The 24,187-nt window shown below is 56.7% G+C and carries 15 protein-coding genes and 1 other RNA gene; 8 read left to right on the forward strand and 8 right to left on the reverse strand.

All coding sequences use genetic code 11. The features are described 5' to 3' along the window. The first annotated feature begins 51 nt into the window (after nucleotides 1–51). An RNA gene (gene rnpB / locus B2952_RS00760) (RNase P RNA component class A) lies at nucleotides 52–426 on the forward strand. Between the two features lie 113 nt (nucleotides 427–539). On the opposite strand, the gene B2952_RS00765 is transcribed toward rnpB, so the two are convergent. From B2952_RS00765 to B2952_RS00775, 3 genes are all read right to left on the reverse strand, one after another. Next, a complete protein-coding gene (locus tag B2952_RS00765; protein ID WP_173366103.1) occupies nucleotides 540–947 on the reverse strand; it encodes a hypothetical protein in 408 nt (135 codons plus the stop codon). A gap of 230 nt (nucleotides 948–1,177) precedes the next feature. Next, entirely contained in the window at nucleotides 1,178–1,768 is a 591-nt protein-coding gene (locus B2952_RS00770; protein WP_173366102.1) for an inorganic diphosphatase, read from the reverse strand. A 122-nt stretch (nucleotides 1,769–1,890) separates the two neighbouring features. Beyond that, nucleotides 1,891–3,261 carry a BamA/TamA family outer membrane protein gene (locus tag B2952_RS00775; protein ID WP_290736095.1) on the reverse strand — a complete coding sequence of 457 codons (1,371 nt, stop codon included), beginning with the start codon at nucleotides 3,259–3,261 and terminating at the stop codon, nucleotides 1,891–1,893. 107 nt (nucleotides 3,262–3,368) lie between these two features. Between B2952_RS00775 and B2952_RS00780 the strand changes: the two genes are divergently transcribed. The 4 genes from B2952_RS00780 (at nucleotide 3,369) to B2952_RS00795 (ending at nucleotide 8,748) form a co-directional block, all read left to right on the forward strand. Further along, nucleotides 3,369–3,833, forward strand: coding sequence for a hypothetical protein (locus tag B2952_RS00780; RefSeq protein WP_173366802.1), 465 nt, complete (start codon nucleotides 3,369–3,371; stop codon nucleotides 3,831–3,833). Nucleotides 3,834–3,861: 28 nt separating this feature from the next. Beyond that, complete coding sequence (locus B2952_RS00785) at nucleotides 3,862–6,408, forward strand: ATP-dependent helicase C-terminal domain-containing protein (protein WP_290736098.1); 2,547 nt, start codon at nucleotides 3,862–3,864, stop codon at nucleotides 6,406–6,408. 33 nt (nucleotides 6,409–6,441) lie between these two features. Further along, complete coding sequence (locus B2952_RS00790) at nucleotides 6,442–7,326, forward strand: phosphoribosylaminoimidazolesuccinocarboxamide synthase (RefSeq protein WP_290727118.1); 885 nt, start codon at nucleotides 6,442–6,444, stop codon at nucleotides 7,324–7,326. A 120-nt stretch (nucleotides 7,327–7,446) separates the two neighbouring features. Beyond that, on the forward strand, nucleotides 7,447–8,748 hold the full coding sequence (locus tag B2952_RS00795) for a CobW family GTP-binding protein (RefSeq protein ID WP_290736101.1): 1,302 nt from the start codon (nucleotides 7,447–7,449) through the stop codon (nucleotides 8,746–8,748). A 72-nt stretch (nucleotides 8,749–8,820) separates the two neighbouring features. Here B2952_RS00795 and hisD read toward each other — a convergent pair whose 3' ends face one another. The 5 genes from hisD to metH all read right to left on the reverse strand — a co-directional run bounded on the left by hisD (nucleotide 8,821) and on the right by metH (nucleotide 17,139). Next, complete coding sequence (gene hisD, locus B2952_RS00800) at nucleotides 8,821–10,110, reverse strand: histidinol dehydrogenase (RefSeq protein ID WP_290736103.1); 1,290 nt, start codon at nucleotides 10,108–10,110, stop codon at nucleotides 8,821–8,823. Nucleotides 10,111–10,141: 31 nt separating this feature from the next. Then, nucleotides 10,142–11,428, reverse strand: coding sequence for a glutamate-1-semialdehyde 2,1-aminomutase (gene hemL / locus B2952_RS00805; protein WP_290736105.1), 1,287 nt, complete (start codon nucleotides 11,426–11,428; stop codon nucleotides 10,142–10,144). 122 nt (nucleotides 11,429–11,550) lie between these two features. Continuing rightward, complete coding sequence (gene hemB / locus B2952_RS00810) at nucleotides 11,551–12,516, reverse strand: porphobilinogen synthase (RefSeq protein ID WP_290736108.1); 966 nt, start codon at nucleotides 12,514–12,516, stop codon at nucleotides 11,551–11,553. A 44-nt stretch (nucleotides 12,517–12,560) separates the two neighbouring features. After that, nucleotides 12,561–13,454 (reverse strand): NAD(P)-dependent oxidoreductase, encoded by an 894-nt coding sequence (locus B2952_RS00815; protein WP_290728202.1) that lies wholly within the window; start codon nucleotides 13,452–13,454, stop codon nucleotides 12,561–12,563. A 25-nt stretch (nucleotides 13,455–13,479) separates the two neighbouring features. Next, nucleotides 13,480–17,139 carry a methionine synthase gene (metH, locus tag B2952_RS00820; protein WP_290736110.1) on the reverse strand — a complete coding sequence of 1,220 codons (3,660 nt, stop codon included), beginning with the start codon at nucleotides 17,137–17,139 and terminating at the stop codon, nucleotides 13,480–13,482. Between the two features lie 147 nt (nucleotides 17,140–17,286). Between metH and B2952_RS00825 the strand changes: the two genes are divergently transcribed. From B2952_RS00825 to B2952_RS00835, 3 genes are all read left to right on the forward strand, one after another. Then, entirely contained in the window at nucleotides 17,287–20,439 is a 3,153-nt protein-coding gene (locus B2952_RS00825; protein WP_290736112.1) for a cellulase family glycosylhydrolase, read from the forward strand. A 47-nt stretch (nucleotides 20,440–20,486) separates the two neighbouring features. After that, entirely contained in the window at nucleotides 20,487–22,760 is a 2,274-nt protein-coding gene (locus B2952_RS00830; RefSeq protein ID WP_290736115.1) for an aconitate hydratase, read from the forward strand. 143 nt (nucleotides 22,761–22,903) lie between these two features. Next, on the forward strand, nucleotides 22,904–24,181 hold the full coding sequence (locus tag B2952_RS00835; protein WP_414655029.1) for a chloride channel protein: 1,278 nt from the start codon (nucleotides 22,904–22,906) through the stop codon (nucleotides 24,179–24,181). Nucleotides 24,182–24,187 lie beyond the last annotated feature (6 nt).

The raw sequence follows: 24,187 nt of genomic DNA on the forward strand, positions 1-24,187 counted from the left end.
ATAGAAAATACGCATCTTGCACGAACCATGCCATTTTTCTAAATTTGCCTGCGGGTAGCGGATGGCCGCCGGCAGCAATGCTGGAGGAAAGTCCGGGCACCACAGGGCAGGATGCTGGATAACGTCCAGGCGCGGAAACGCGACAGACAGTGCAACAGAAAGCAAACCGCCAGGTTCGGGCGCAAGCCTGAGCAAGGTAAGGGTGAAATGGCGAGGTAAGAGCTCACCGCGTTCCTGGTGACAGGGACGGCACGGTAAACCTCATCCGGTGCAAGACCAAGCAGGAATCCGTCCGCAAGGACCGGCTGCGGCCCGCGGCTGTTGGATATCCGGGTAGGTCGCTTGAGGCGGTCGGTAACGACTGGCCCAGAGAGATGGTCATCGCCCCGCAAGGGGTACAGAACCCGGCTTATAGATACCCGACTTGAAGGCTCCCGCCAACCGCGGGGGCCTTCTCCTTTTCACCGTAGCCGTCCCTTCATTTTGAATAAAATAAGCCCCTCCGTACGGGAGGGGCCGTCTATAAAATTTAGGATAGACTAGCGGTCGTGGATGTCGACGCATTCACGCACGTTGCGTGCGGCGAACATACGGCCACGGCGCGGATCGAGGCAGTCGACGCGTTCCGGACGGTTGCGGTGGAAGTCAACGATCATCCAGCGGGTACCGTCATTGCAGTAGTAATCGAAACGGCCTTCGGCATCGCCACGTTCGCAGCGGCCTTCAACCTGAACACGGCGGTTGCGGTAATCGAGTCGGAAACTGCGGTCACGGGGACGGCAGTCCGGCTTCTCGAAACGGCATTCCAGGCGTTCGCGCGGCGGCGGAGGAGGAGGATCGCTACGGCGTTCAGACTTCCTGTTATCCACATGGACAGAGAATCCTGCCCAGGCACCAGACGAAAGCACAAGCGTTGCAGCGATAACTGCAAGAAGGGACTTTTTCATTTGTTCTCCTTTCATAAGAGTTTATGTTTACTGATTAACTATGGCCTAAATATACTTTTTTTTCATCGAAAAGCACGGCTATAGAAAAAAAACTAGATAAAACGCCATTTTTTTTGACTAGAAACACCCGAAAAAAGCAACATGCAACCGAAGCCCCACTCCAGGCATCCAAAAAAAAACACCTCAAAAAAACGCCGGAATAATCCGGCGATTTTTCTATACAAACGCAATCAGATCAGTTCGTCGGGCGGGAGGTGTTCCGCGCTTTCCGGTTCCTGGTAGAAGGTCTCGGGAATCTGGACCTGATTCTGGAAATAGGCCCTGTGCGCGGCAATCACGCGTTCACGGGCGAACGCGGCATCCTGCCACTCCCCAATCTGCACGTCCTTGCCTTCCAGTTCCTTGTAGTTCTGGAAGAAGTTTTTCGTAATGCGCAGGAACATCTGGTCCACGTCGCCGATATCCTTGATGGGGCGCGGGTTGAATGTCGGCACGCCCAGCACCTTGTAGTCCTTCTTGCCGCCATCGGTCATGTCGAGAGCGCCAATCACGCGACAGGTGCAGACGGAACCCGTCATCATGGAAGCAGGGCTGTAGATGAGCATATCGAGCGCATCGCCGTCGTCTGCCTTGGTGCTCGGGATAAATCCGTAGGTGCAAGGATAGCTCATCGAACTGAGCAGGCAACGGTCCAGGCGGAACACATGCAGACGTTCATCGTACTCGTACTTGAGGTTCGTGTCCTTGCCGATTTCCACGACGCAATCCACTTCATAGGGATACTTGCGTCCGATAGGGAGATCGAGATAGTTAATAGCCATTTATACTCCAGGGGCCCACGTCGAGCCCGATTTTATTTACTCTCTATTTATTCTTCAAAAAGTAACGCAAATTTAACATTTATGTATGAAATAGTCAAGTGTTCCGGCTCGCAGAAAACCATTTACCGACTGCGCCACCTGGATGATGTCACCTTGTCGAACAGCCCGAAATAGAACACCGGTTCTCCCCTGTCGGGACTGTAGCCGACCTCGAAGCGGATGCGGTCGAGTGCCGGAATCACGAGATGCACACCGCCATAGACGGCGCCCTCGTAATCGTCCCAGCCGGGGCGGCCCCTGTCCCAGAGCAGGCTTCCGTCGAGACCGGCCACAAGTTGCACCCCATAGAAGAAGTTCACGCCGGCAATACTTGCGGAACGGCGTTCCAAAAGCACGAACCTTTCTTCGAACGTAAGGAGTGCCTCGTGGACGCCGAGAGAGCCCGAGTCGGCCTCGTGCCCGCGGAACGTATTGGCACCGCCATGGTAGTAATAATCATAGAACTTCACCTCGCCCGGACGGTAACGCACGAGCGCCGTCGCACCTGTTACAAAGCGCCCGAAGGTCTTGTAGGCACGCGCATCGGCCAGGAGTTCCCAGTAGTTCTCGCCGTTATCCCTGTTGCAAAAGCGCGATTCCGTTTCGACCGGTCCACCTGATTCGTCCGATTCGATATTGGCGCTACACGCAACATATTCTTCACCCGCACCCACATGCGTAAGCATATATTCGAAATACACGCCATCGCGCGTATCAAGCTTGCTGTCACGATAATCGAAAGCAAAGCCAAGTCCAAATTCTGGAAGATTCGCAAAGTCCCTCAACCGGCGGTAGGCGGCAGTCCCCAGCATCGACAGGTGCGGCAAGAACTTGTATTCCAGATCCAGGTCGAGCAAGACGCTTTTTTCCTGGAAACCCCGGATGTTGTCGTAGCTGTCGGTCAAGAGGAATTCGAAGTTCCACCCGAGCGGAAGCCCGAACAGGTAGGGGGAACTCGCATAGAAGGCGGCCTCGTTCTTGTCGAAGAACGGGTCCACCGTCGTGCGGTACTGCACCTCAAGCCGAATATCTTCGCCCGCCACATTGATGTTCGCAAGCGCGGCTCCGAGCATCAGACCGTCGCGGTCGGTCTTCTTGCCCGCGGGTGCCGGAATCCAGCGGAAGATTTCCTTGAAGGAATATGTGAGTTTTACAAGACCCGGTTCGGCAGGCTCACCGGCCTTTTCGCAAGAAACGGAAATCTCGGTGAACAGGTCGAGGTCCTGCAGGCGGAGCTTTTCAGCCTCGAACTTTTCGGCAGCAAAAGGCTCCCCTACGCGGTTCACGAGTTCGCGCTCCACCACGCGGGAGTTCGTATGCACGAGCCCTTCGAAGTTGATCGAAGCGACCACCAGGCCATCCGCGCAACCGGCAGACGCCGAATCCGCAGCCGCAAATGCAGCCGAGACAAGCGCGAAAAGGACCATGTATACGACTTTACGAATTCGGTTCACCTTACAAAATATAGAAATTCGCCTCTCCGAAGCCCGCAACCCACACCAAACGCCTTATCCTTTTCTATATTTGGAGCGTCAAAAATTTGAGAAGCACCGAGGTTTCCATGCTTGATTTTCTTGCAAACTACTGGCCCTGGCTCATCGCAGTCGTTGTCATCGTTCTTGCCATTTTTGCTTTCCGCGGACTCCGCAAGGCCCTCAAGGAAGGCGGCGGCGCATTCAACCTTGAAACCATCCAGAAAAACACCGCACCGAACTTCGCGGCCCTGAAGCAAAAGTCGAAGGCCCTCCTCGCCGATGCCGACATGATTTGCGAAACGAAGGAAGGAAGCAACCTCGTGATGCCGAAAAAGGAAGACATGATGTTCTTCCGCCGTGCGGTGAAGCAGAAGTACAAGCTCGCCATGTTCCTCGTGCCGGGCACCAACAAGGTCGTGTACTTCTTCTGCAAGACGGAACAGGGACTGCGCCGCCGCATCGAAAACCTGGTCATCAACCAGAAGTTCCGCGAAGGCAAACCGCCCTACATGGACGTTGCCACCGGCGAAAAGCTCAAGTACCCGAGGTAATGGGTCCATTTCTCTCGACTAGAGCTGAATGACCTACAAAGACCTCGCCCTCGCCGAAGAAAAAGGCAAGCTGGAAGCGGCCCTCCTGGAGTCGCGCAACCTGCTTGTCGAAGCTCCCACGGGATCGGGAAAATCGCTATTCATCCCCTACTTTTTAAGCAAGCACTGCACAGGACGCGTTGTCGTTTTGCAACCGCGCAGGATTGCGGCGTTAGCTTTGGCGCAATTTTCGGCGAAGCTGCACGGAGAACCCTGCGGAAAGACCGTCGGCTACCAGTTCAGGCAGGATAGCTGCAAGAGCGCGGGGACGCGAATCCTCTTCCAGACCTACGGAAATTTCTTGCAGGAACTCCTGCACGGGAAAATGGATGCAGACTGGATCGTATTCGACGAATACCACGAGCGCAAGGCCGACATGGACCTGCTGTTCGCGTTTTTCAATCGAAAGACCCCGGCCAACCCCGTCAATCGAGAGCAAGAGCCGGAGAAGGCTGCGCCAAGGATTGCAGTGATGTCGGCGGCGCTGAACCGCGAGGAACTCGAAGCGGTTCTCGGCGTCAAATGCCTCACGCTCGGCCACCCGCTCTACCCCGTGCAAATTATCCACCAGGCCCCCGCCACGGGAACGTCGCTTACATCGGGCGTGGGCATCGACGCCGAAGTGGTGCGGGCGCTCAAGACACTTTACCACAACCATATCTGGCAGACCACCCTGGTGTTCTTGCCGGGCAAGGCCGAAATCGCCCGCTGCCACAGCGCCGCCGCAGAAGCGCTCGGACAAAACAGCGCCGAATTCCTGGAACTCTACGGCGGACAGGACCGCGAAACGCAAGACCGCATTTTCGAAACGACCGAACGCCCGCGGGTCATATTCACAACGAACATCGCGGAAACATCCATCACCGTCCCGAACGTATCGGGCGTCGTGGATAGCGGTATCGAACGAGTGAGCCTCTACGACGACAGCGAAAAGGTAAATGTTCTCCGCACGCTACCCATCTCGATGCAGAACGCCATCCAGAGAAGCGGCCGTAGCGGACGCACGCAGAACGGATGCGCCATACGCCTGTGGAGCGAGGAAAGCGAAAAGCGCATGCCGCGCGGAATCGTCCCCGAAGTCACTCAGATAGAGCCCTCGGAACTGTTGCTGCAAAAAGCGGCGCTAGAACGTGAGATTTCCTCCTCCGCAGGGACAGGAATAACGCTCCCGACGGCAATTCCAGAAGCCCGAGAAATTGCGGCGACCAAGCTCCTCGAAGGTTTCGGAATGCTCAAGGACGGCGCCATTACCGAACTAGGTCTCAAGGCCATCCGCACTCCTGTTTCAAACATCCCGCTCGCATTGCTCCTCGCTTCCGCAAAAAGCAAGAGCGAACTTCCCGACTTGTTGCTTGCCGCTCTAGCCTGGATTCATTCCGGCACCGAATTTTTGCAAAAAAGCAAAATCGCCTACGACATTCTGACGCTCGCAGCCGATACGCTATCAAAGACAGCGGCAGCACCTCGCGAAGTCATGTTTACGCTCCGTCAGTTGCGCGATTACAGGGACACCTTAGCCCCGTCGGAATCGGCAGACGGGAACCATTCCTTTGTCTGCAAGCAGCTTCTGAAAGCCTTTCCCGACAGACTTGCCACCCCAAGCGGAAGTGCATACAAACTCGCAAACCAGAGCGTCATCCGTTTACAGGTTGCAGAACCGCCCTATGCGATCCTTGCCCTCTGCATGCTCCGTACCGGGACCACCAAGTCCGAACTCAAGGTCAACCTCTACGCCCCCATCGCAAAGGAGATGCTCGAAGGCGAAAGCGCCTCCACCCGCTACGAGCTCCTTTGGAGAAACGGGCAGGAACGGTTCATCGGTATCGAGATCCGCGAAACGGCAAACGCAGACGGAGACCGCACCGAACTTTCACGCAAGGAAATCCTCACGCAGGAAGCATCGCCGAAAGTTCTCGACGAACTGAAAAAACTTACAGCCGTCGCCTGGAGCGAAAAAATCGAAAAGGAAAATTGGAGCGGACGCTACCTCACCGAGGATGTCCAGACTCTCCTCACCAAGATGCGACTCGCCGCGAAGCTATACCCCGAATACGGGCTTCCCGAATTCAACGACGAGGACATGGAACTGATATTCGACGAACTTACCAGCGGGAAATTCCTGCTGCGCGATATCAACGAGGACCGCTACCGGGGTATCGTGGAAGATTATTTCGGCAAATCCATGTTGCCTTGGCTCAACAAGACCTTCCCTGACCACTACATGCTCCCGAACGGCAAACGCGCACGCTATAGCTACCAGCCCGTCAACAATAGCGAAGACGGGAAGTCTGTCCAGAGCGTAGACGGCGTACTGGTCGAAATATCCGCCCGAATCGAAGACCTGATGCAGCTCCGCGGCGAACACCGAATCGCCGATGGCAAGCTAAAAGTCCGCTACGACATCCTCGCCCCGAATTTCCGCACCATCCAGAAAACCTGGGACCTGACCGGATTCTGGCAGAATACCTACGCCGAAGTCCGGAAGGAACTCCGAGGCCGCTACCCCAAGCACCCCTGGCCCGAAAAAGTCGAATAGCAAGTCGAGTAAATTGCTATATTTGGGGACACTATGAGTCTAAAATTTGATACCCCCATTACCGAAGTTCCGCTGTTCCACCAGGGCAAAGTACGCGACATGTACGACCTGGGCGACAGCTTCCTGATGGTCGCCAGCGACCGTCTTTCCGCTTTTGACGTGGTGCTCCCCACCCCGATCCCTGGTAAGGGCAAAATCCTCAACCAGCTTTCGCTGTTCTGGTTCAAGCACCTCGGCATGAAGAACCACCTTATCACCGCCGATGTGAACGAATACCCCGAAGTGCTCAAGAAGCACGCCGACTACCTGCGCGGCCGTTCCATGATCGTGAAGAAGGCCAAGCGCCACTCCGTGGAATGCATCGTGCGCGGCTACATCGTGGGTTCCGGCTGGAAGGACTACCAGAAGACGGGCCGCATCTGCGGTCACGTGCTCCCCTCCAACCTGCAGCTCTGCCAGAAGCTCGAGACTCCGCTCTACACGCCGAGCACCAAGCCCGACGTCGGCCACGACGAGAACATCAGCTTCGAACAGACCTTCGACATCGTGGGCGAAAAGGTCGCCACCGAACTCAAGAGCATGTCCCTCGACATCTACACGAAGGCACGCGACTACGCTGCCAGCAAGGGAATCATCCTCGCCGACACCAAGTTCGAATTCGGTGAAATCGACGGCGAAACCGTGCTCATCGATGAAGTGCTCACGCCGGACTCCAGCCGCTACTGGCCGGCTGACAAGTACCAGGTGGGCAAGAACCAGGAAAGCTTCGACAAGCAGTACGTGCGTGACTGGCTCGAAACTCTCGACTGGGGCAAGACCTACCCGGGTCCGGAAATCCCGGCAGACGTCGTGAAGAACACGCTCGCGAAGTACGAAGAAATCTTCGTGCGCCTCACCGGCAAGCAGCCGGAATTGTAACTGGAAAAAGTCATTCTGGACCCTATCGCCTACGGCTCCAGGGTGACATTCCGATTGAACTACGCAGGCTGAACAGTCTGCGTTTTTTAGAAAAAAAACTTTCATCCGAAGGATATGAAAATGAAATCTGTACCTATTACGCTGCTCACCGGTTACCTCGGAGCCGGAAAGACGACCCTCCTGAACTTTGTCCTCAACAACCAGCAGGGTTACCACGTCGCCGTCATTGTGAACGACATCGGCGAAGTGAACATCGACCAGACGCTCATCGAGAAGGGCGGTAACATCACGAAGGAAGATTCCGGAAAGGTGGTGCCGCTCAGCAACGGCTGCATCTGCTGCAGCCTCAAGACCGACCTCCTGGAACAGATTGCCGAACTCCTCGAGATGAACAAGTTCGACTACATCCTCATCGAAGCGAGCGGCATCTGCGAGCCCGTGCCTATCGCGCAGACCATCTGCATGGCGGGCAGCCAGCTGCAGAGCCGCGACGGACGCCCCCTCGCCTGCCACCTCGACAACGTCGTATCCGTGGTGGACGTCGCACGCCTCGCCGACGAATTCGCGGGCGGCCAGAAGTTGCTTTCGAACGACCTCGAAGAAGAGGACATCGCGAACCTCCTTATCCAGCAGATTGAGTTCTGCAACACCATCGTAATGAACAAGGTCGATTCCATCAGCAAGAACGACCTCGAACACGTGAAGGCGGTTGTCCGCGCGCTCCAGCCCGAAGCCAAGATGATCGAGACGAACTACGGCAAGGTCGAGATGAAGGACATCCTCGATACCAAGCAGTTCGACTTCGAGAAGGTCGGGAACTCCGCCGCCTGGGCCAAGGAACTCATGAAAGAGACGAAGCCCGAAGACGACGATGATGGCCACGACGAACACGAGCATCACCACCACGACCATGATGACGACCACGACGAGCACGAGCATCACCACCATCACGACCATGACGATGAGCACGACCACGAAGATCACAGCCACTGCGACCACGAGCACGGCGTGTGCCATTGCGGCCACCACCACGACAAGGACCATCCGCATGGCGACGAATACGGCATCAGCACGTTCGTGTACGAACGCCGCCGCCCGCTTGTCCGCGACAAGTTCGAGACGATCCTCGACAACTACCCCACGAGCATCATCCGCACCAAGGGCCTCGTGTGGTTCGAGGACGAACGCAACAACAGCTACCTGTTCGAGCAGGCCGGCAAGCAGGCTTCCGCACAGAATTTCGGGCCCTGGTTCGCCAGCGAGAGCGAAGAAGAGCAGAAGCGCCTGCTGCGCGAGAATCCGGACCTCGTAAAGGTGTGGGACGAAAAGTACGGTGACCGCATCATCCGCCTCGTGTTCATCGGCCAGCACATGGACAAGAAGAAGATTATCGCCGCGATGGACAACTGCCTCGGCGAATAAGGTTCCTACAGAGACAAAGAAAGCCGGCAATGCCGGCTTTTTTGCTTTTACATATTTCTATCGAAACAGACTCTACAGCCTCTTGAGAACTGCGGCAGCGTGGTGGATAAAGCCCTCTTCGGTCGCGACGGCGGCAATCGCCTTCGCGTTCTTCTTGATGGCCTTCTCGCTGTAGCGGATGATGCTCATGCGCTTTAAGAAGTCGTACACACCGAGCGGGCTGAAGAAGCGGCCCGTGCCGTTGGTAGGCAACACGTGGTTCGGGCCCGCGAAGTAGTCGCCCACCGGCTCAGAGGACCACGGGCCGATAAACACCGCACCCGCATTTTCGATTTGCGCCGCCATAGATTCCGCTTCGCTGGTCATAACTTCGAGGTGTTCCGGAGCGATGCGGTTCGCTATTTCCACTCCGTCGAACCAGTCCTTCACCACGAGGATGCGCCCGAAGTTGCCGAGCACCTTCTCGAGGAGTTCCTTCTTCGGGGAATTTTCCACCTGGATATCCACGCAGGCGCTAATCATCTGGGCGGTTTCCATGTTGTCGGTAATGCAGATGGCCGCCTCGAAGCCGGAACCGTGTTCCGCCTGGCTCAAAAGGTCTGCCGCCACGAAGTCCGGATCGCAGGTGTTGTCGGCCATCACGAGCACTTCGCTGGGGCCAGCCACCATGTCGATGTCCACGACACCAAAGACTTCCTTCTTGGCGATGGCCGCAAAAACGTTGCCCGGTCCCACAATCTTGTCGACGCGCTCCACGACGGTCTTGCCCTTGGCATCCTTCGCACCATAAGCGAGCAAGCCGATAGCCTGAGCGCCGCCGATGTGGTAGACTTCTTCAATGCCGAGTTCCTGCAGCACGAATGCCACAGCACGGTTGATTTCGCCCTTGATGGGGGTCACGACCACGATGTCTTCCACGCCAGCCACGAGAGCCGGGACAGCGTTCATGATGACGGTGCTCGGGTAGATTCCCGCACCGCCAGGCACATAGAGGCCCACGCGCTTCATCGGGCGGATGCGCTGGCCGAGCACGACGCCGTCGGCACCCTGCATGAGCCAGGATTCTTCCATCTGGTTCTGGTGGAAATCGCGCACGTTCTTGATGGCCTGCTTCAGGGCCTTCTGCAGTTCCTTCGGGCACTTGGCGGCAGACTTCGCGATGGCCGAAACCGGCACGCGGATGTTCTTGCCCTTTAGGCCGTCGAACTTCTGGGCGTATTCCGTCGCCTTCGCGATGCCACCCTTCTTGATGTCGGCAAGGATCTGCATCACCTTGTCGTGAATTTCCTTGCTCGGGGCGACTTCGCGCCCGCAAATGCGTTCAATTTCAGCAGATTTCGGAGTAACTTTTACGATTTGCATAAATTCCACCTTTTTCGCCAAATATAGAATTTTAGAGGGACTTGAAAACCTTGTGCGCAGCCTCGACTGTGCGGTCGATTTCGTCTTCGGTATGCGCAGCACTCACAAAAATCGCTTCGAACTGGCTTGGAGCAAAGTAGAATCCTTCTTCAAGCATTCCGAGGAAATACCTGCGGAAGAGTTCCAAATCGGACTTCTGTACGTCGGCAAAGCATGTGACCGGACCTTCCGTAAAGAAGATGCAGCCCATGGAACCCACCTGGTTTGCAGCAAGCGGGATTCCTGCAGTCTTTGCCGCATCCTGGAGGCCCGCAATCAGGCGCTTCGTCATCGCTTCGGCGTGAACGTAGTACTCCGGGTGAGTATGCAGTTCACGCATAGTGGAAAGCCCCGCCGCCATCGCGACCGGGTTCCCCGAAAGCGTACCCGCCTGGTAGATTCCGCCGAGCGGCGCAATCTGCTGCATCACGTCGAGCCGGCCGCCGTATGCACCGACGGGCATACCGCCGCCGATGATTTTTCCAAATGTCGTGAGGTCGGGCTTAATGCCATAAAGCCCTTGCGCACAGTGGATGCCCACGCGGAAACCCGTCATGACCTCGTCCACAATCAGGAGCGCACCGTGCTTCTTGGTTTCTGCGGAAAGCGTCTGCAGAAACTCGGGCTTCGCGGGCACGACACCCATATTCCCTGCCACAGGCTCCACGATGACACCCGCAATCTCGTCGCCAATCTTGTCGAAGAGTTCCTTAACGCCTGCCACATCATTGTACTGGAGCGTGAGCGTGTACTTCGCGAGATCCGCCGGAACTCCCTTGCTGCTTGGCTTGCCCGTCGTGAGCATGCCCGAACCCGCCTTGATCAAGAGGCTATCGCTATGGCCGTGGTAACAGCCCTCAAACTTCACGATCTTGTCGCGGCCGGTAAAACCGCGGGCCGCACGGATGGCACTCATCGTCGCCTCGGTCCCGCTGTTCACCATGCGAATCATCTCGACACTCGGCACAAGGCTCATCACGAGCTTCGCAAGTTCGGATTCGAGCCCGCACGGTGCCCCGAAACTGAGGCCGTTCTTCGCCGTTTCTGCAACCGCACTGATAACCGCATCGTGCGCATGCCCCAGGAGCATCGGGCCCCAGCTGCCCACGTAGTCGATGTAATCGTTGCCGTCCACATCATAAATGTGGCTGCCCTTCGCGCGGGCAATAAACGGAGGCGTCGCACCTACATTACTGAATGCGCGAACAGGGCTGTTCACGCCACCCGGCATCAGGTTCTTAGCTTCGGCAAAAAGTTTTTCGCTTACTGTATGTTTCATCTTTCATATCTCGGTTGGTGAGCCTGCCGAACCACGCTTATCGAATGTTGCATATTGATTCAAACGATCATTTCGACAAGCTCAATGGACTTGGTAAGCCATAGAGCCTGTCAAAGGATTAATTACAGCAAGCCCTTCTCGAGCGCTTCCTTCGCATGGTAGGTGATGATGATATCGGCACCGGCGCGCTTCATCGCAAGCAGGTTCTCGCGGATAATCGCATTCTCGTCAATCCAGCCCATCTTCGCGGCAGCCTTCACCATCGAGTACTCGCCGCTCACATTGTAGACGGCCACGGGGACAGTACTGATTTCAGCAGTCTGGCGCAAGATGTCGAGGAAGGCAAGCCCGGGCTTCACCATCACGATGTCGGCACCTTCTTCGATGTCGAGTTCCACTTCGCGCTGGGCCTCGCGACCGTTGCGCACGTCCATCTGGTAGCTCTTGCGGTTCCCGAAATGCGGAGCGGAATCGGCAGCATCGCGGAACGGGCCGTAGTAGGCGCTCGCAAACTTCGCGCTGTAGGCCATGATGGGAGTATCCGCATAGCCATTCTCATCAAGCTTTGCGCGGATTGCCGCCACACGCCCGTCCATCATGTCGGAAGGAGCAACCATGTTCGCCCCCGCGCGCGCATGCGAAACAGCGGTTTTCGCCAGGAGTTCGAGCGTCGGGTCGTTATCCACGTCGCCGTCCTTGATGATTCCGCAATGGCCGTGGCTCATATATTCGCAGAGACATACGTCCGTAATTACGAAGAGGTCGGGGAACTTCGCCTTGATGGAGCGCACCGCTCGCTGCACGATGCCATCGTCATCGTAGGCCGAAGTCGCCATCTCATCCTTGATATTGGGGATTCCGAACAGGAGGATGGACTTGATGCCCGCAATGACGCAGGATTCAAGTTCCTGGAGAATTTCATCGATAGAGAACCGGAACTGGCCGGGCATCGAGGGGATTTCTTCCTTGATGCCCTCCCCCTCTACCACGAACATCGGGTACACGAGGGAATCGGGGTTCACTGCGGTTTCCGCAACCATGTTGCGGATAGTTTCATTCTTGCGTAAGCGACGAGGACGGATAATCATATCAAGTGTAAAATGTGGAATGTTAGATGTGGAATGATTATTGTTTAATGTAAAAAATCCCGTTCGACTTGCACTAAGCTTTCGCCCCAATCCTCCTGGATTTTCTGCTTGAGTTTCTTGGCAAGCGAGGGGGCACGACCCTGCGTGGAAACTGTCACGGCGATGTTTTCGCCGAAATCCATGCGGGCGGGCACGATGAAATCGCCGTCGAGGTAATCACAGGCATTATTCACCAGAATGCGGCGGGCACGGGCGTCGTTAGAGACCTGGGCGTTGACGGCGGGCTTGTCGGTGCAGATAAAGACCATAAAGATCCCGCGAAGGTCGAGCGGCTCATAGGGACGGCTTTTCAAGACGATAGACGATATCGTTGTAAATTCGGGGTCGAGCTGCGGGGCAACCACGGTAATGTGGGCTCCCGTCGGGAGGAGCGTCTTGACCTTGCGCAGCGCGATGCGGCCCCCACCCACGACAAGAACGTTCCTGCCTTCGAGATTCAGTTCGATGGAGAAGAGGCTTGAGCTATGGGCGCGCTCCTGCGGAGCGTTGGGGTATGAGGTCGTACCTGCGGCACTTTGAGCAAAATCATTTTGGACATTGCGGATGCCGTCCACGACCATGCTTGCAAATTCCTTCCAGTCACCAAGGCAGGGCATAAGCGTTATAGGAATCTGCGGGTATTCCGCCTGCAATTTCGCGACCACACGGGGAACATCGTTTTTCGTATGCTGGCCGTTCAAAAGCAAAAAAGGCAGGAGCGTCACCGATTCCACATCCTCGCGGAGGAGCGTGCGCAGGTCGTTTTCCAAATCCAACAGGCTCGTACTTGCCACTCGCGTGCCGGGCAAATCATGATGAAGTTTGTCCAAAATACCTTCGAAGCCCTTGTAGGCCCCGGGCAAAATGCAATGATGAGCAATAATCAGGATGGCTTTCATTGCTACAAATATAGAATTTTCTAATCTAAACCTTTACATGGAAATAGTCAACGTCGGGGTGACTGATGTAGAGGCCGCTCACGGAGGCTTGCGGGTACATGGCGCCGTTCTCGGTGAGGGTGATGCCCACGCTGCCAAAGTCGATGAGCTTTGCGATGTTGAAGATTTCCTTGATGTTCGGGAGCACGGGGTAACCGACGGCCGGACGGATGCCCTTCCAGTTGCTTACGCGTGCGAGTTCCTGGCTCAGGTATTCGGCGCCTGCTTCGGCGAGGCGGTCGGCGACGGTCTGCATCAAGAGAACGTCGTAGTCGCTGCCGCCCTGCTCGGCCTTGAGCTTTTCGAGGCGTTTGACGAAGGCGTCGCTCACGGTGACGGCGAAGGCGCCCACGATGTCGCGGAAAACATCTTTGCCGGCGGGAGCGTTAAAGACGCTTGCTGTCGTTGCGTTGGCAGGGGCTACGTAGTCGCAGAGGGCGAGGCAAGTGCCTTCCGGGTTCTGCTGGCGTGCCGTCACGACTTCGACAAAGTCGGAGTCGGTGCCGGTACGGCCCGTGTTGAACCTGATGGAATTTTCCGTACCGGCGGCAGGGTAGAACGCCTGCACGGCACGCAGCGCATACTCGGGCTTTGCGAGACTCTTGATAAGTTCTTCTGCGTCGGCCTTGAGTTTCTTTGCTTCTTCCTGGTCGGCCTTGACTTTCCAGGTGAAGAAGAAGTATTCCCAGCTGATAAGCGGGATGACTTTTTCCAGCGGAATCGGCGGGAGCTTGCTTTCGCCCATGAACGGAGGCTCCACCGGCTGGTACTTGCTCCAGTCGCAAAGGTAGCGGCGTTCGAGGGGCGTCTTCTCTGCTGCGGCCATGGCGCTTGCGGCTTCGGTCTGGATGCCGTTTTGCTTGTCGCGAATGCGCTGCTGCTCGACCCGGTTTTCCTGAATCGTTTGTTCGCGAGTCGCCGGGTCCAGGAGCTTTTGCGCGAGGCCCGGATTACTGGCGGCGTCGCGCACGTGGAATACGGGGCCTTCGTAGCACGGGGCAATCTTTACGGCCGTGTGCGTGGGCGAGGTCGTTGCGCCGCCGACGATAATCGGAATGCGCTGGCCAGCGTCTTGCATGGCTTTAGCCACGGTACACATTTCTTCCAGCGAAGGCGTAATCAGCCCGGAAAGGCTCAAGATGTCGGCTTTGTTCTCGATGACCGCCTTCACGATGACATCTTCGGGAACCATCACGCCGAGGTCCACCATCTCGTAGCCGTTACAGGCCATAATCACGGAGACAATATTCTTGCCGATATCGTGCACGTCGCCCTTCACGGTGGCGATTACGATTTTTCCGCGGCTAGAAGCGTTGGCGTCCTTGCCCGCCTCGATGTAGGGCTGCAAGATTTCTACCGCCTTCTTCATGGTGCGGGCAGTCTTCACCACCTGCGGCAAGAACATCTTGCCTTCGCCGAAACGACGACCGACTTCGTTCATGCCATCCATGAGCGGGCCAGAAATAATGCCGACCGAGCTATCGCCACGGTTGATGAGTTCCATCAAATCGGGCTGGAGCGTTGTAGAAGTTCCCTTGAGGAGTGCTTCTTGCAAGCGTTCTTCGGGCGTGGTTTTTGCCTGCGCGGAGTCGGCGACGCTGTTGCTACCCGCGTCGGAACTGCCCGCGCCCGTGCTCATGGCGAAAATCGCCTTCGGGTCGTACTTGGTGCCCGCTTCCTTGGCGGCAGCGGCGGCTGCGGTCATGCGGCTTGCAATTTCGATGAGCGCTTCGCTCGCGTCCGGCTCCGTGTTCAACAGCACTTCGGTGATGGCCATGCGGAGTTCCAGCGGAATCGTCTTGTATTCGATAATCGCGCTGGGGTTCATGATGGCCATGCCCATGCCGTTGGGAATCGCGTAATGCAAGAAGGTGGTATGCATCGCTTCGCGCAGGTAGTTGTTGCCGCGGAAGGCGAAGGAAAGGTTCGAAAGACCGCCCGAGATGCGCACGCCGGGAAGGTTGTCCATAATCCAGCGGACTGCGCGGATAAAGTCGATGGCGTAGGCGTTGTGTTCCGCCATGCCGGTTGCGACTGTCAAAACGTTCGGGTCAAAGATGATGTCCGATGGCGCGAAATTCAGTTGCTTCACCAGAATGTCGTAGGCGCGGGCGGCAATATTCACGCGACGCTCGTAGTTGGTGGCCTGGCCTTCTTCGTCGAAGAGCATCACGATGACGGCGGCCCCCAGGCGCTTGATGGTGAGCGCGTGCTCGATAAACGCCTGTTCGCCCATCTTGAGGGAGATGGAGTTCACGATGCTCTTGCCCTGGATGCATTTGAGGCCAGCCTCGATGACTTCGAATCGGGAAGAGTCCACCATGATAGGCACGCGGCTCACAGCCGGGTCCGATGCAATCAGGTTCAGGAAGGTCTGCATTTCGGCGGTGGCGTCCAAGAGGCCATCGTCCATGTTCACGTCAATCACGTCGGCACCGTCTTCGACCTGTTTGCGGGCAATGTCGAGCGCCTCATCGTAATTCTTTTCGTTGATGAGCCGCAGGAACTTCTTGGAGCCAGCGACGTTGCAGCGTTCGCCCACCTTCACAAAGTCTTCGGCGTTGCAGCTGTCGGCACCGTTGCTCGGACGCACCTGCTCCTTGAACAGCGGTTCCAAACCCGCGAGGCGGAGTAGCGGGCTCGTGGCGTACTTGGGCGCGGGCTTTCTGCGTTCGTAATCGGCCGGCAGGGCGTCAAGCATCTTGCGCATGGCGGCGATGTGTTCCGGTGTGGTACCGCAGCAACCGCCAATCATGTTCACCAGTTTGTCGTCCAGGTAAACGCCCATCAGGCGCACCATGTCTTCGGGCGTGTCGTCGTAACCGCCGAACTGGTTTGGCAGTCCCGCATTCGGGTGGCAAGAAATGTAGCAGGGAGCGACCTTGCCCATGCGGCGCAGGTAAGGCACCATGCCGTCGGCACCGAGACCGCAGTTGAGGCCGATGGAAAGCGGGTGCATGTGCATCACGCTCACGGCGAATGCTTCTACCGTCTGGCCCGAAAGTGTTCTGCCCGAGGCGTCGCTCACCGTCATCGAGAACATAACTTCCACAGGTTTGAGGTCGGCGGCTTTGTCACCGACGTCGGCAGCGCGTTTTTCCATCACCTTGGTAAATGCACTTGCGGCGGCCTTCGCGTTCAGCGTGTCAAAAATCGTTTCAATCAAGATGGCGTCGACGCCTTCATCCACCAGCACCTGAATCTGTTCCAGGTAGGCGTCTTCCAGTTCGTCGAAAGTAATGCTACGGCTCGCGGGGTCGTTCACGTCTTCGCTCATGGAGAGCATCTTGCTGGTGGGGCCCACGTCACCGAGGATGTACACCTGACGGCCATACTTTTCCATGGCCTCTGCCGCGGCCTGCTTTGCAATCTTCACGGCGGCGCGGTTCATTTCGGCAATGCGGTGTTCCTGATGGTATTCGTGCTGGCTTACGCGCTGGCTCGAGAACGTGTTCGTGGTCAGGCAGTCCACGCCCGCATCCACGTAGCGGCGCTGGATATCGAGAATGATTTCCGGCTTCTCGATGGAGAGCATGTCGTTGTTCGCGCCCTTGATCCCGTAAGTCTGGATGACTGAACCCATGCCGCCGTCCAGCAGCAACATCTTGCTTTCGAAAGCTTCGCGTAGCGTCATTTTCTTTTCCATAGCACAAACCGCCATTCTTAGCGCATCCTCTTTTATGCGCTTATTCAATTTTATGCATAAATATAGAAAAAAGCACCCTCGGTCAACCCTCTCCCCTCCCATATTCCCCTTTAAAACAAAGAAAAATCTTTTCGTATATTTCTAATCATGACCTTCTATCTAAAAAAATTACGTTTGATTACAGCCGTAGTCTTTCTCCTTGCCGCATGGGCTTTCGCGGACTCGACCAGCGTCATAAACGCCCGACCCTCCATAAACGGGAAACTCCATGTAGAAGGCACGAACCTCTTCGACGAACATGGCAACCAGGTTGTCATCAAGGGCGCGAGTACCCACGGGCTCACCTGGTTCCCGCAATACGTAAACACCAACCTTTTCCGCCAACTCAGCAGGGAATGGAACACAAACCTGATTCGCCTAGCCATGTATTCGTACGACTACGTGCACGGCGACCGCGAAAAGAACCTCGAGATTCTGCGGAAGGGCGTGCAGTACGCCATCGAGAACGACATGTACGTGATGGTGGACTGGCATATCCTCATCGACAACAATCCGAACGAGAACCTTGCCGAAGCCATCAACTTCTTCAACATGATGGCAAAGGAATACGCGAACGTCCCTAACGTGATTTTCGAAATCTGCAACGAGCCCAACGGCGACTGCACCTGGGAAGACATCAAGGAATACGCGAACATCATCATTCCCGTTATCCGCAGGCACAAGCCCGACGCCCTGATTCTCATCGGCACCCCGAATTACGACCGCGAAATCCAGGAGCCGGCAAAGGACCCGGTGGCCTTCGACAACGTGATGTATTCGTTCCACTTCTATGCCACTTCCCACAAGGGCGAATCGCTTGCGCTCCTCAAGGAAGTCGTAGGCGGCGGCACCCCCATCTTCATTACCGAAAGCGGACTCTGCGAAGCGAGCGGCGACGGAAAGATTGACCTGGAAAGCGTCAAGCAATGGTACGCCACCCTGGATTCCCTGCACCTGAGCTACACCATCTGGAGCATGTCGAACAAGGAAGAGGAATCCGCCATGGTGCGTGCCGATTCACGTGCAGTGGATTCCCTTGCCGAAAGCGACCTGAGCCTTTCGGGGCTTTACGCGCGGGCTCTTTTCCAGGGCAAGGACCTGAACCAGATTCCGCTTATCTACGAGCCCGTATCGAGTTTCAAGATTCTCGCCCGCACGAAGCCCTATATTGTGTGGGGGATTTTCGCCATTCCTGTCTTTATCGTAATCCTTGTCGCTTTCCTTATCCAGAAAATCAGGAAGCGTTTCCGCTACAGCAAGGTTCGCACGTACGACGACCTGCTTAAATTCAGCCAGAACGAAAATGCGAAAAAGTTCACTTCCAGGCCTGCAAAGCAGTTCCTCGGCGACCTGTTTCTCTTCCTAAGCACTTTCTTCACATTAATTTATCTATGCTGGCGCTTTACGTGTTCCATCCCGTATGCCTACGGCTGGATTGCCATCATCGGAAGCAGCATCCTGCTCGCCATAGAAGTCCTCGGCTTTATCGAATCGCTCATACACTACGGCGGGATTCTCAAACTGCGGGAACATCCCCTGCCCGAAATTGCCGACGCGGACTACCCCGACGTGGATGTTTTCATTTCGACTTATAACGAACCGCCCGAACTTTTGCGCAAGACAATTATCGGCTGCAAGCACATGGATTACCCCGACAGGTCGAAGGTGCATATCTACCTGTGCGACGACAACCGCCGTAGCGAAATGCGCAAACTCGCCGAGGAACTGGAGATAAACTACTTCGACCGCCCGAACAACGATGGCGCGAAGGCGGGCAACCTGAACGCGGCACTCGCCCGCACGAGTTCGCCCTACGTGGTGACTTTTGACGCGGACATGATTCCGCAGAGGAAGTTCCTGCTCAAGACTATCCCCTATTTTGTAGACGCCGAACGCATCAACGAAAGCCTCCCCGAAGAAACGCGCCGCCCGCTCGGGTTTATCCAGACACCGCAAAGTTTCTACACGCCCGACGTGTTCCAGCACAACCTCTACGCCGAAACGAAGGTCCCTAACGAGCAGGACTACTTCTACTGCGTCATCGAGGCGGCAAAGACATCAACAAACAGCGTGATTTACGGCGGGTCGAACACGATTATTTCGCGCAAGGCACTTGACGCCATCGGCGGATTCTACACGAAATCCATCACGGAAGACTTTGCGACAGGCATGCTGATCGAATCGGCAGGCTTTGTGAGCCTCGGTCTTTCGCAACCGCTCGCATCGGGCATTGCGCCCTCGACATTCAAGGAACACATCCAGCAGCGCACCCGCTGGGGACGCGGCGTCATTGCGACCACAAAGCAGCTCAAGTTTATGTTCAACCGCAAGTTGAACATCTCGCAAAAACTGAGTTACCTGAGTTCCGTACTTTACTGGTTCTCCCCCGTCAAGAACCTGATTTACCTGCTTTCGCCCCTGATGTTCGCCGTATTCTGCGTACCGATATTCAAGTGTACACTTATCGACCTCGCCCTCTTCTGGCTCCCGATGCACCTGATGTCGATGTGGGCCCTCCGCTTCACAAGCCACGGGAAGATTAGCGCCCGCTGGAGCGGCATCTACGAGACATCCGTCATGCCGTTCCTGCTTTTGCCCATCGTCAAAGAGACTCTGGGTATGACGCTTTCCAAGTTCAAGGTGACCCAGAAAGACAAGCGCGCAGGCCGACCGCAGGCCGACGGGAAGACTATCGCCCCGTTTGCCGTATTGCTCGTACTCACTCTCGCGGGTATCGTCCACATGGGCTACATGATTATCGCACTCGGATACATCGAAATTCTCGCCGTTCTCTTCTGGCTTTTCCGTAACGCCTACTACCTCACCATGTGCTTGTTCCTCGGGATGGGCAGCGACTCCGACGGCGAACCCGTGAAGGTCCTTGCCGCCGAGAACGTGATGGTGAAAAAGCAGGACGGACACGAAATCGAGGGCATTACCACGAAGTTGACGGAACACGGAGTGGACATCTTTACCGACGAACTGAACATCCTGAACCTAGGCGAGCCCATCAGCCTCACCATATCGAAGAAGATGTACACCTTGCAGGTTACGGGAACTGTCGTTGCCATCCGCAATACACGAAGCCCGCGCATCCCGAGCGTCTATACCGTCGAGATTCTTGATTTTGGCGGGCAGAAGGACGAATACATCCAGATGCTCTACGACCGCACGCCAACGCTCCCACAACGCTTGCGGCTCGGCGAAGGCCACATCGACAACCTGTGGAACAACATCGCCCACCGCATCGTGACCCGATAATTTTCTATCTTTACGCCCGAAAATTCAACCTATAACCCAAAGAGACTATGCTTTTCAATTTCGACATGATCCAGGGCGTCTATGCCCGCATTCCCGCCCGCGTTGAAGCTGCCCGCAAGCAGCTCGGCCGTCCGCTCACCCTCGCCGAAAAGATTATCTACAGCCACCTGATCGATGGCGCCGAGAACAGGACTTACGAGCGCGGCAAGGATTTTGCCGAATTCCACCCCGACCGCGTGGCCATGCAGGACGCTACCGCCCAGATGGCCCTTTTGCAGTTCACCACCGCCGGTAAGGCCCGCGTGGCAGTGCCGAGTTCCGTGCACTGCGACCACCTGATTATCGCCCGCGAAGGTGTCGAAAAGGACTTGCCCCGTGCCAAGGAAGAAAGCAAGGAAGTTTACGACTTCTTGCAGTCAGTCTCCGCCAAGTATGGCATTGACTGCTGGCTCCCGGGTGCAGGCATCATCCACCAGGTGGTGCTCGAAAACTACGCCTTCCCGGGCGGCATGATGATTGGTACTGACTCCCACACCGTGAACGCTGGCGGCCTCGGCATGCTTGCGATTGGCGTGGGCGGTGCAGACGCCGTGGATGCCATGGTCGGCCTCCCGTGGGAACTCAAGTACCCGAAAATGATCGGCGTGAAGCTCACCGGCAAGCTCCAGGGCTTTGCAACTGCCAAGGATATCATCCTCAAGCTCGCAGGCATCCTCACCGTGAAGGGCGGCACCAACGCCATTATCGAATACTTTGGCGAAGGCGCACGCAGCCTCTCCGCTACCGGCAAGGCAACGATTGCGAACATGGGTGCCGAAGTGGGCGCTACCTGCTCCACCTTCAGCTACGACGACTCCATGAGCCGCTACCTCAAGGTGACCGGCCGCGCCGACGTTGCCGCCGCCGCCGACAAGATTGCAGAACACCTCAAGGCCGACCCGGAAGTCGAAGCAAATCCTGAAAAGTACTTTGACCGCGTCGTGGAAATCAACTTGAACACGCTCGTGCCGCACTTCAACGGCCCGTTCAGCCCGGACCGCGCTTTTGCCGTGACCGACATGGCAGAAAGCCTCAAGGCCACCGAAACCAAGCCGGAATCTACACCGGTCGTAAGCGCAGCCCTCATCGGCAGCTGCACGAACTCCAGCTACGAAGACCTCTTCATGGCCGCGAACATGATCAAGCAGGCCCTCGCGAAGGGGCTTTCCCCGAAGTGCCCGCTCCTCATCAACCCGGGTTCTGAACAGGTGCGCTACACCGCCGAACGCGACGGCCTCATCGACTTGTTCAAGCAGTTCGGTGCAACGATCATGACGAACGCCTGCGGTCCTTGCATTGGCCGTTGGGACCGCGCCGGTGCCGACAAGAAGGAACTCAACACCATCGTCCACAGTTTCAACCGCAACTTCGCAAAGCGCGCCGACGGCAACCCGAACACGCACGCCTTTGTTGCTAGCCCGCTCATGGCCGTGATTGCAGCGCTCAGCGGCGACATCCGCTTCAACCCGATGACCGACACCCTCGTGAACAACGAAGGCAAGGCCGTGAAGCTCGACCCGCCAGAACAGTGCGAACTCCCGCCGAAAGGCTTCGAAGTCAAGGACGCCGGCTATCAGGCCCCGGCAGAAGACGGCTCCAAGATTACCATTTCCATCAACCCGGAAAGCAAGCGCCTGCAAGCTCTCGCCCCGTTCGCAGCTTGGGACGGCAAGGACATCGTGGGCGCCCCGCTCCTCATCAAGGCGAAGGGCAAGTGCACCACCGACCACATCTCCATGGCCGGCCCGTGGCTCAACTACCGCGGCCACCTCGAAAACATTTCGAACAACATGCTCATCGGCGCCGTAAACGCCTTCAACGGCGAAACGAACAAGGTCCTCTGCCAGTGCGGTAGCTACAAGGAAGTCCCTGAACTTGCCAAGATTTACAAGGCCAAGGGCACGGGCTCCATCGTCATCGGTGACGAAAACTATGGTGAAGGTTCCAGCCGCGAACACGCCGCCATGGAACCGCGCTTCCTCGGCGTGAAGGCCGTAATCGTGAAGAGCTTCGCCCGCATCCACGAAACGAACCTCAAGAAGCAGGGCATGCTCGCCCTCACCTTCAAGAACGCCGCCGACTACGACAAGATCCAGGAACAGGACGTGTTCGACATCGTTGGCCTCACCAAGTTCGCTCCGGGTTCCGAGTTCACGCTCGTCGCCCACCACAAGGATGGCTCCGTCGATAACATCGCCCTCAGCCACACCTACAACGAACAGCAGTGGGCATGGTTCAAGGCGGGTTCCGCCCTCAACCTGATTCGCGCGAACAACAAGTAATCGTAAGTCAATAGTCATTTATAAGCCCTCGCAAAAGCGGGGGCTTTTTTCTAAATTTGGCGGCGAAAAAAGGATACGCGATGGATTACAGGAACTGGCAAGAAATCTACAAGAACATGAGCCCCGAGATGAAGGAGCAGGCCATGAAGATGGCCAAAGCACAAATCAAGGAAAAGCTCGCCCGCTGGTTTTCGCAGCCGATACTTGTGGTTGCAGCGCTCCTGCTCGGCGCCATCGTCGGAACGCTTACCGCATTCTTTGGCCAGGTACTCGACCGCGTCGGTGCCATTCGCGACACAAACCCGCTGTACTGGATTCCAGCTCTCGCCCTCGGTGGCGTCGCCATCGTGCTCACTTACATGAAAATCGGCAAGGGCTCCGAACGCGGCATGGGAATCATTTTCGACGTCGCGCACGGCAAGGAAAGGGAAATTCCGCTCCGTCTCATCCCGCTCATCATGGTAACGACTTGGGTTACGCACCTCTTCGGAGGAAGTTCCGGCCGCGAGGGCGTGGCCATGCAGATCGGCGCTACCCTCGGGCACAACATCAGCTCAAAGATCCACGTGGAGAACGCTCCCCGCATTTTGCTTGTCGCAGGCATGGCGGCAGGCTTCGCGGGGCTTTTCCAGACACCGCTCGCGGCCATCGCGCTCTCGCTCGAAATCCTCCTGGCGGGCCACCTCGAAATGGCGGCGCTCCTTCCCGCCGCCGTTGCCGCCTTTACCGCTTGCAAGGTTTCGCAGATGTTCGGAGAAACTACCGTCATCGCCATGAACGACATATTCCCGAGCGACATCTCGAGAATTCTCTGGAACGACAGCGGGCTCGACATTTGCTTTATCTTGAGGCTCGCTGTCCTTGGCGCCATTTTCGGGATTGTCGGCGGCGGGTTTGCAAGACTCCTCCCGCTTTCCAAGAAATTCTTTGCGGAAAAGTTCCCGAACCCCGTGAAGCGCGTCGCCATCATGGGCGTGGTTCTCAGCGCTCTCTTGCTGCTCTGCTGGCAGGGCCGCTATTCCGGACTCGGCACGAACCTCACCGACATGATTTTTTCGGGTTCCCCGACATCTGCCGCCAGCGATATCTACGCCTACGATTGGATTCTGAAGATGCTGTTCACCATCGTCACACTCTCGGTCGGGTTCCAGGGCGGCGAAGTCACCCCGCTGTTCACCATCGGAGCGACTCTCGGCACGGTACTTGCCGCAATCGTTGGCGTCCCCCTCCCGATTGCCGCCGCCCTCGGTTACGCGGCTGTTTTCGGAGCCGGCACGAACACGCTCTTCGCCCCCATCCTCGTCGGAGCGGAGATTTTCGGGTTCGACCTGCTCCCTGCATTCTTCGTAGTCTGCACAGCAGCCTACGTGTGCAACGGCGGCAAGAGCATTTACGCACAAAAGAAACTGCGTTTGCGCTAAGAGCGG

Source organism: Fibrobacter sp. UBA7003, assembly GCA_002449765.1.
GTDB lineage: Bacteria > Fibrobacterota > Fibrobacteria > Fibrobacterales > Fibrobacteraceae > Fibrobacter.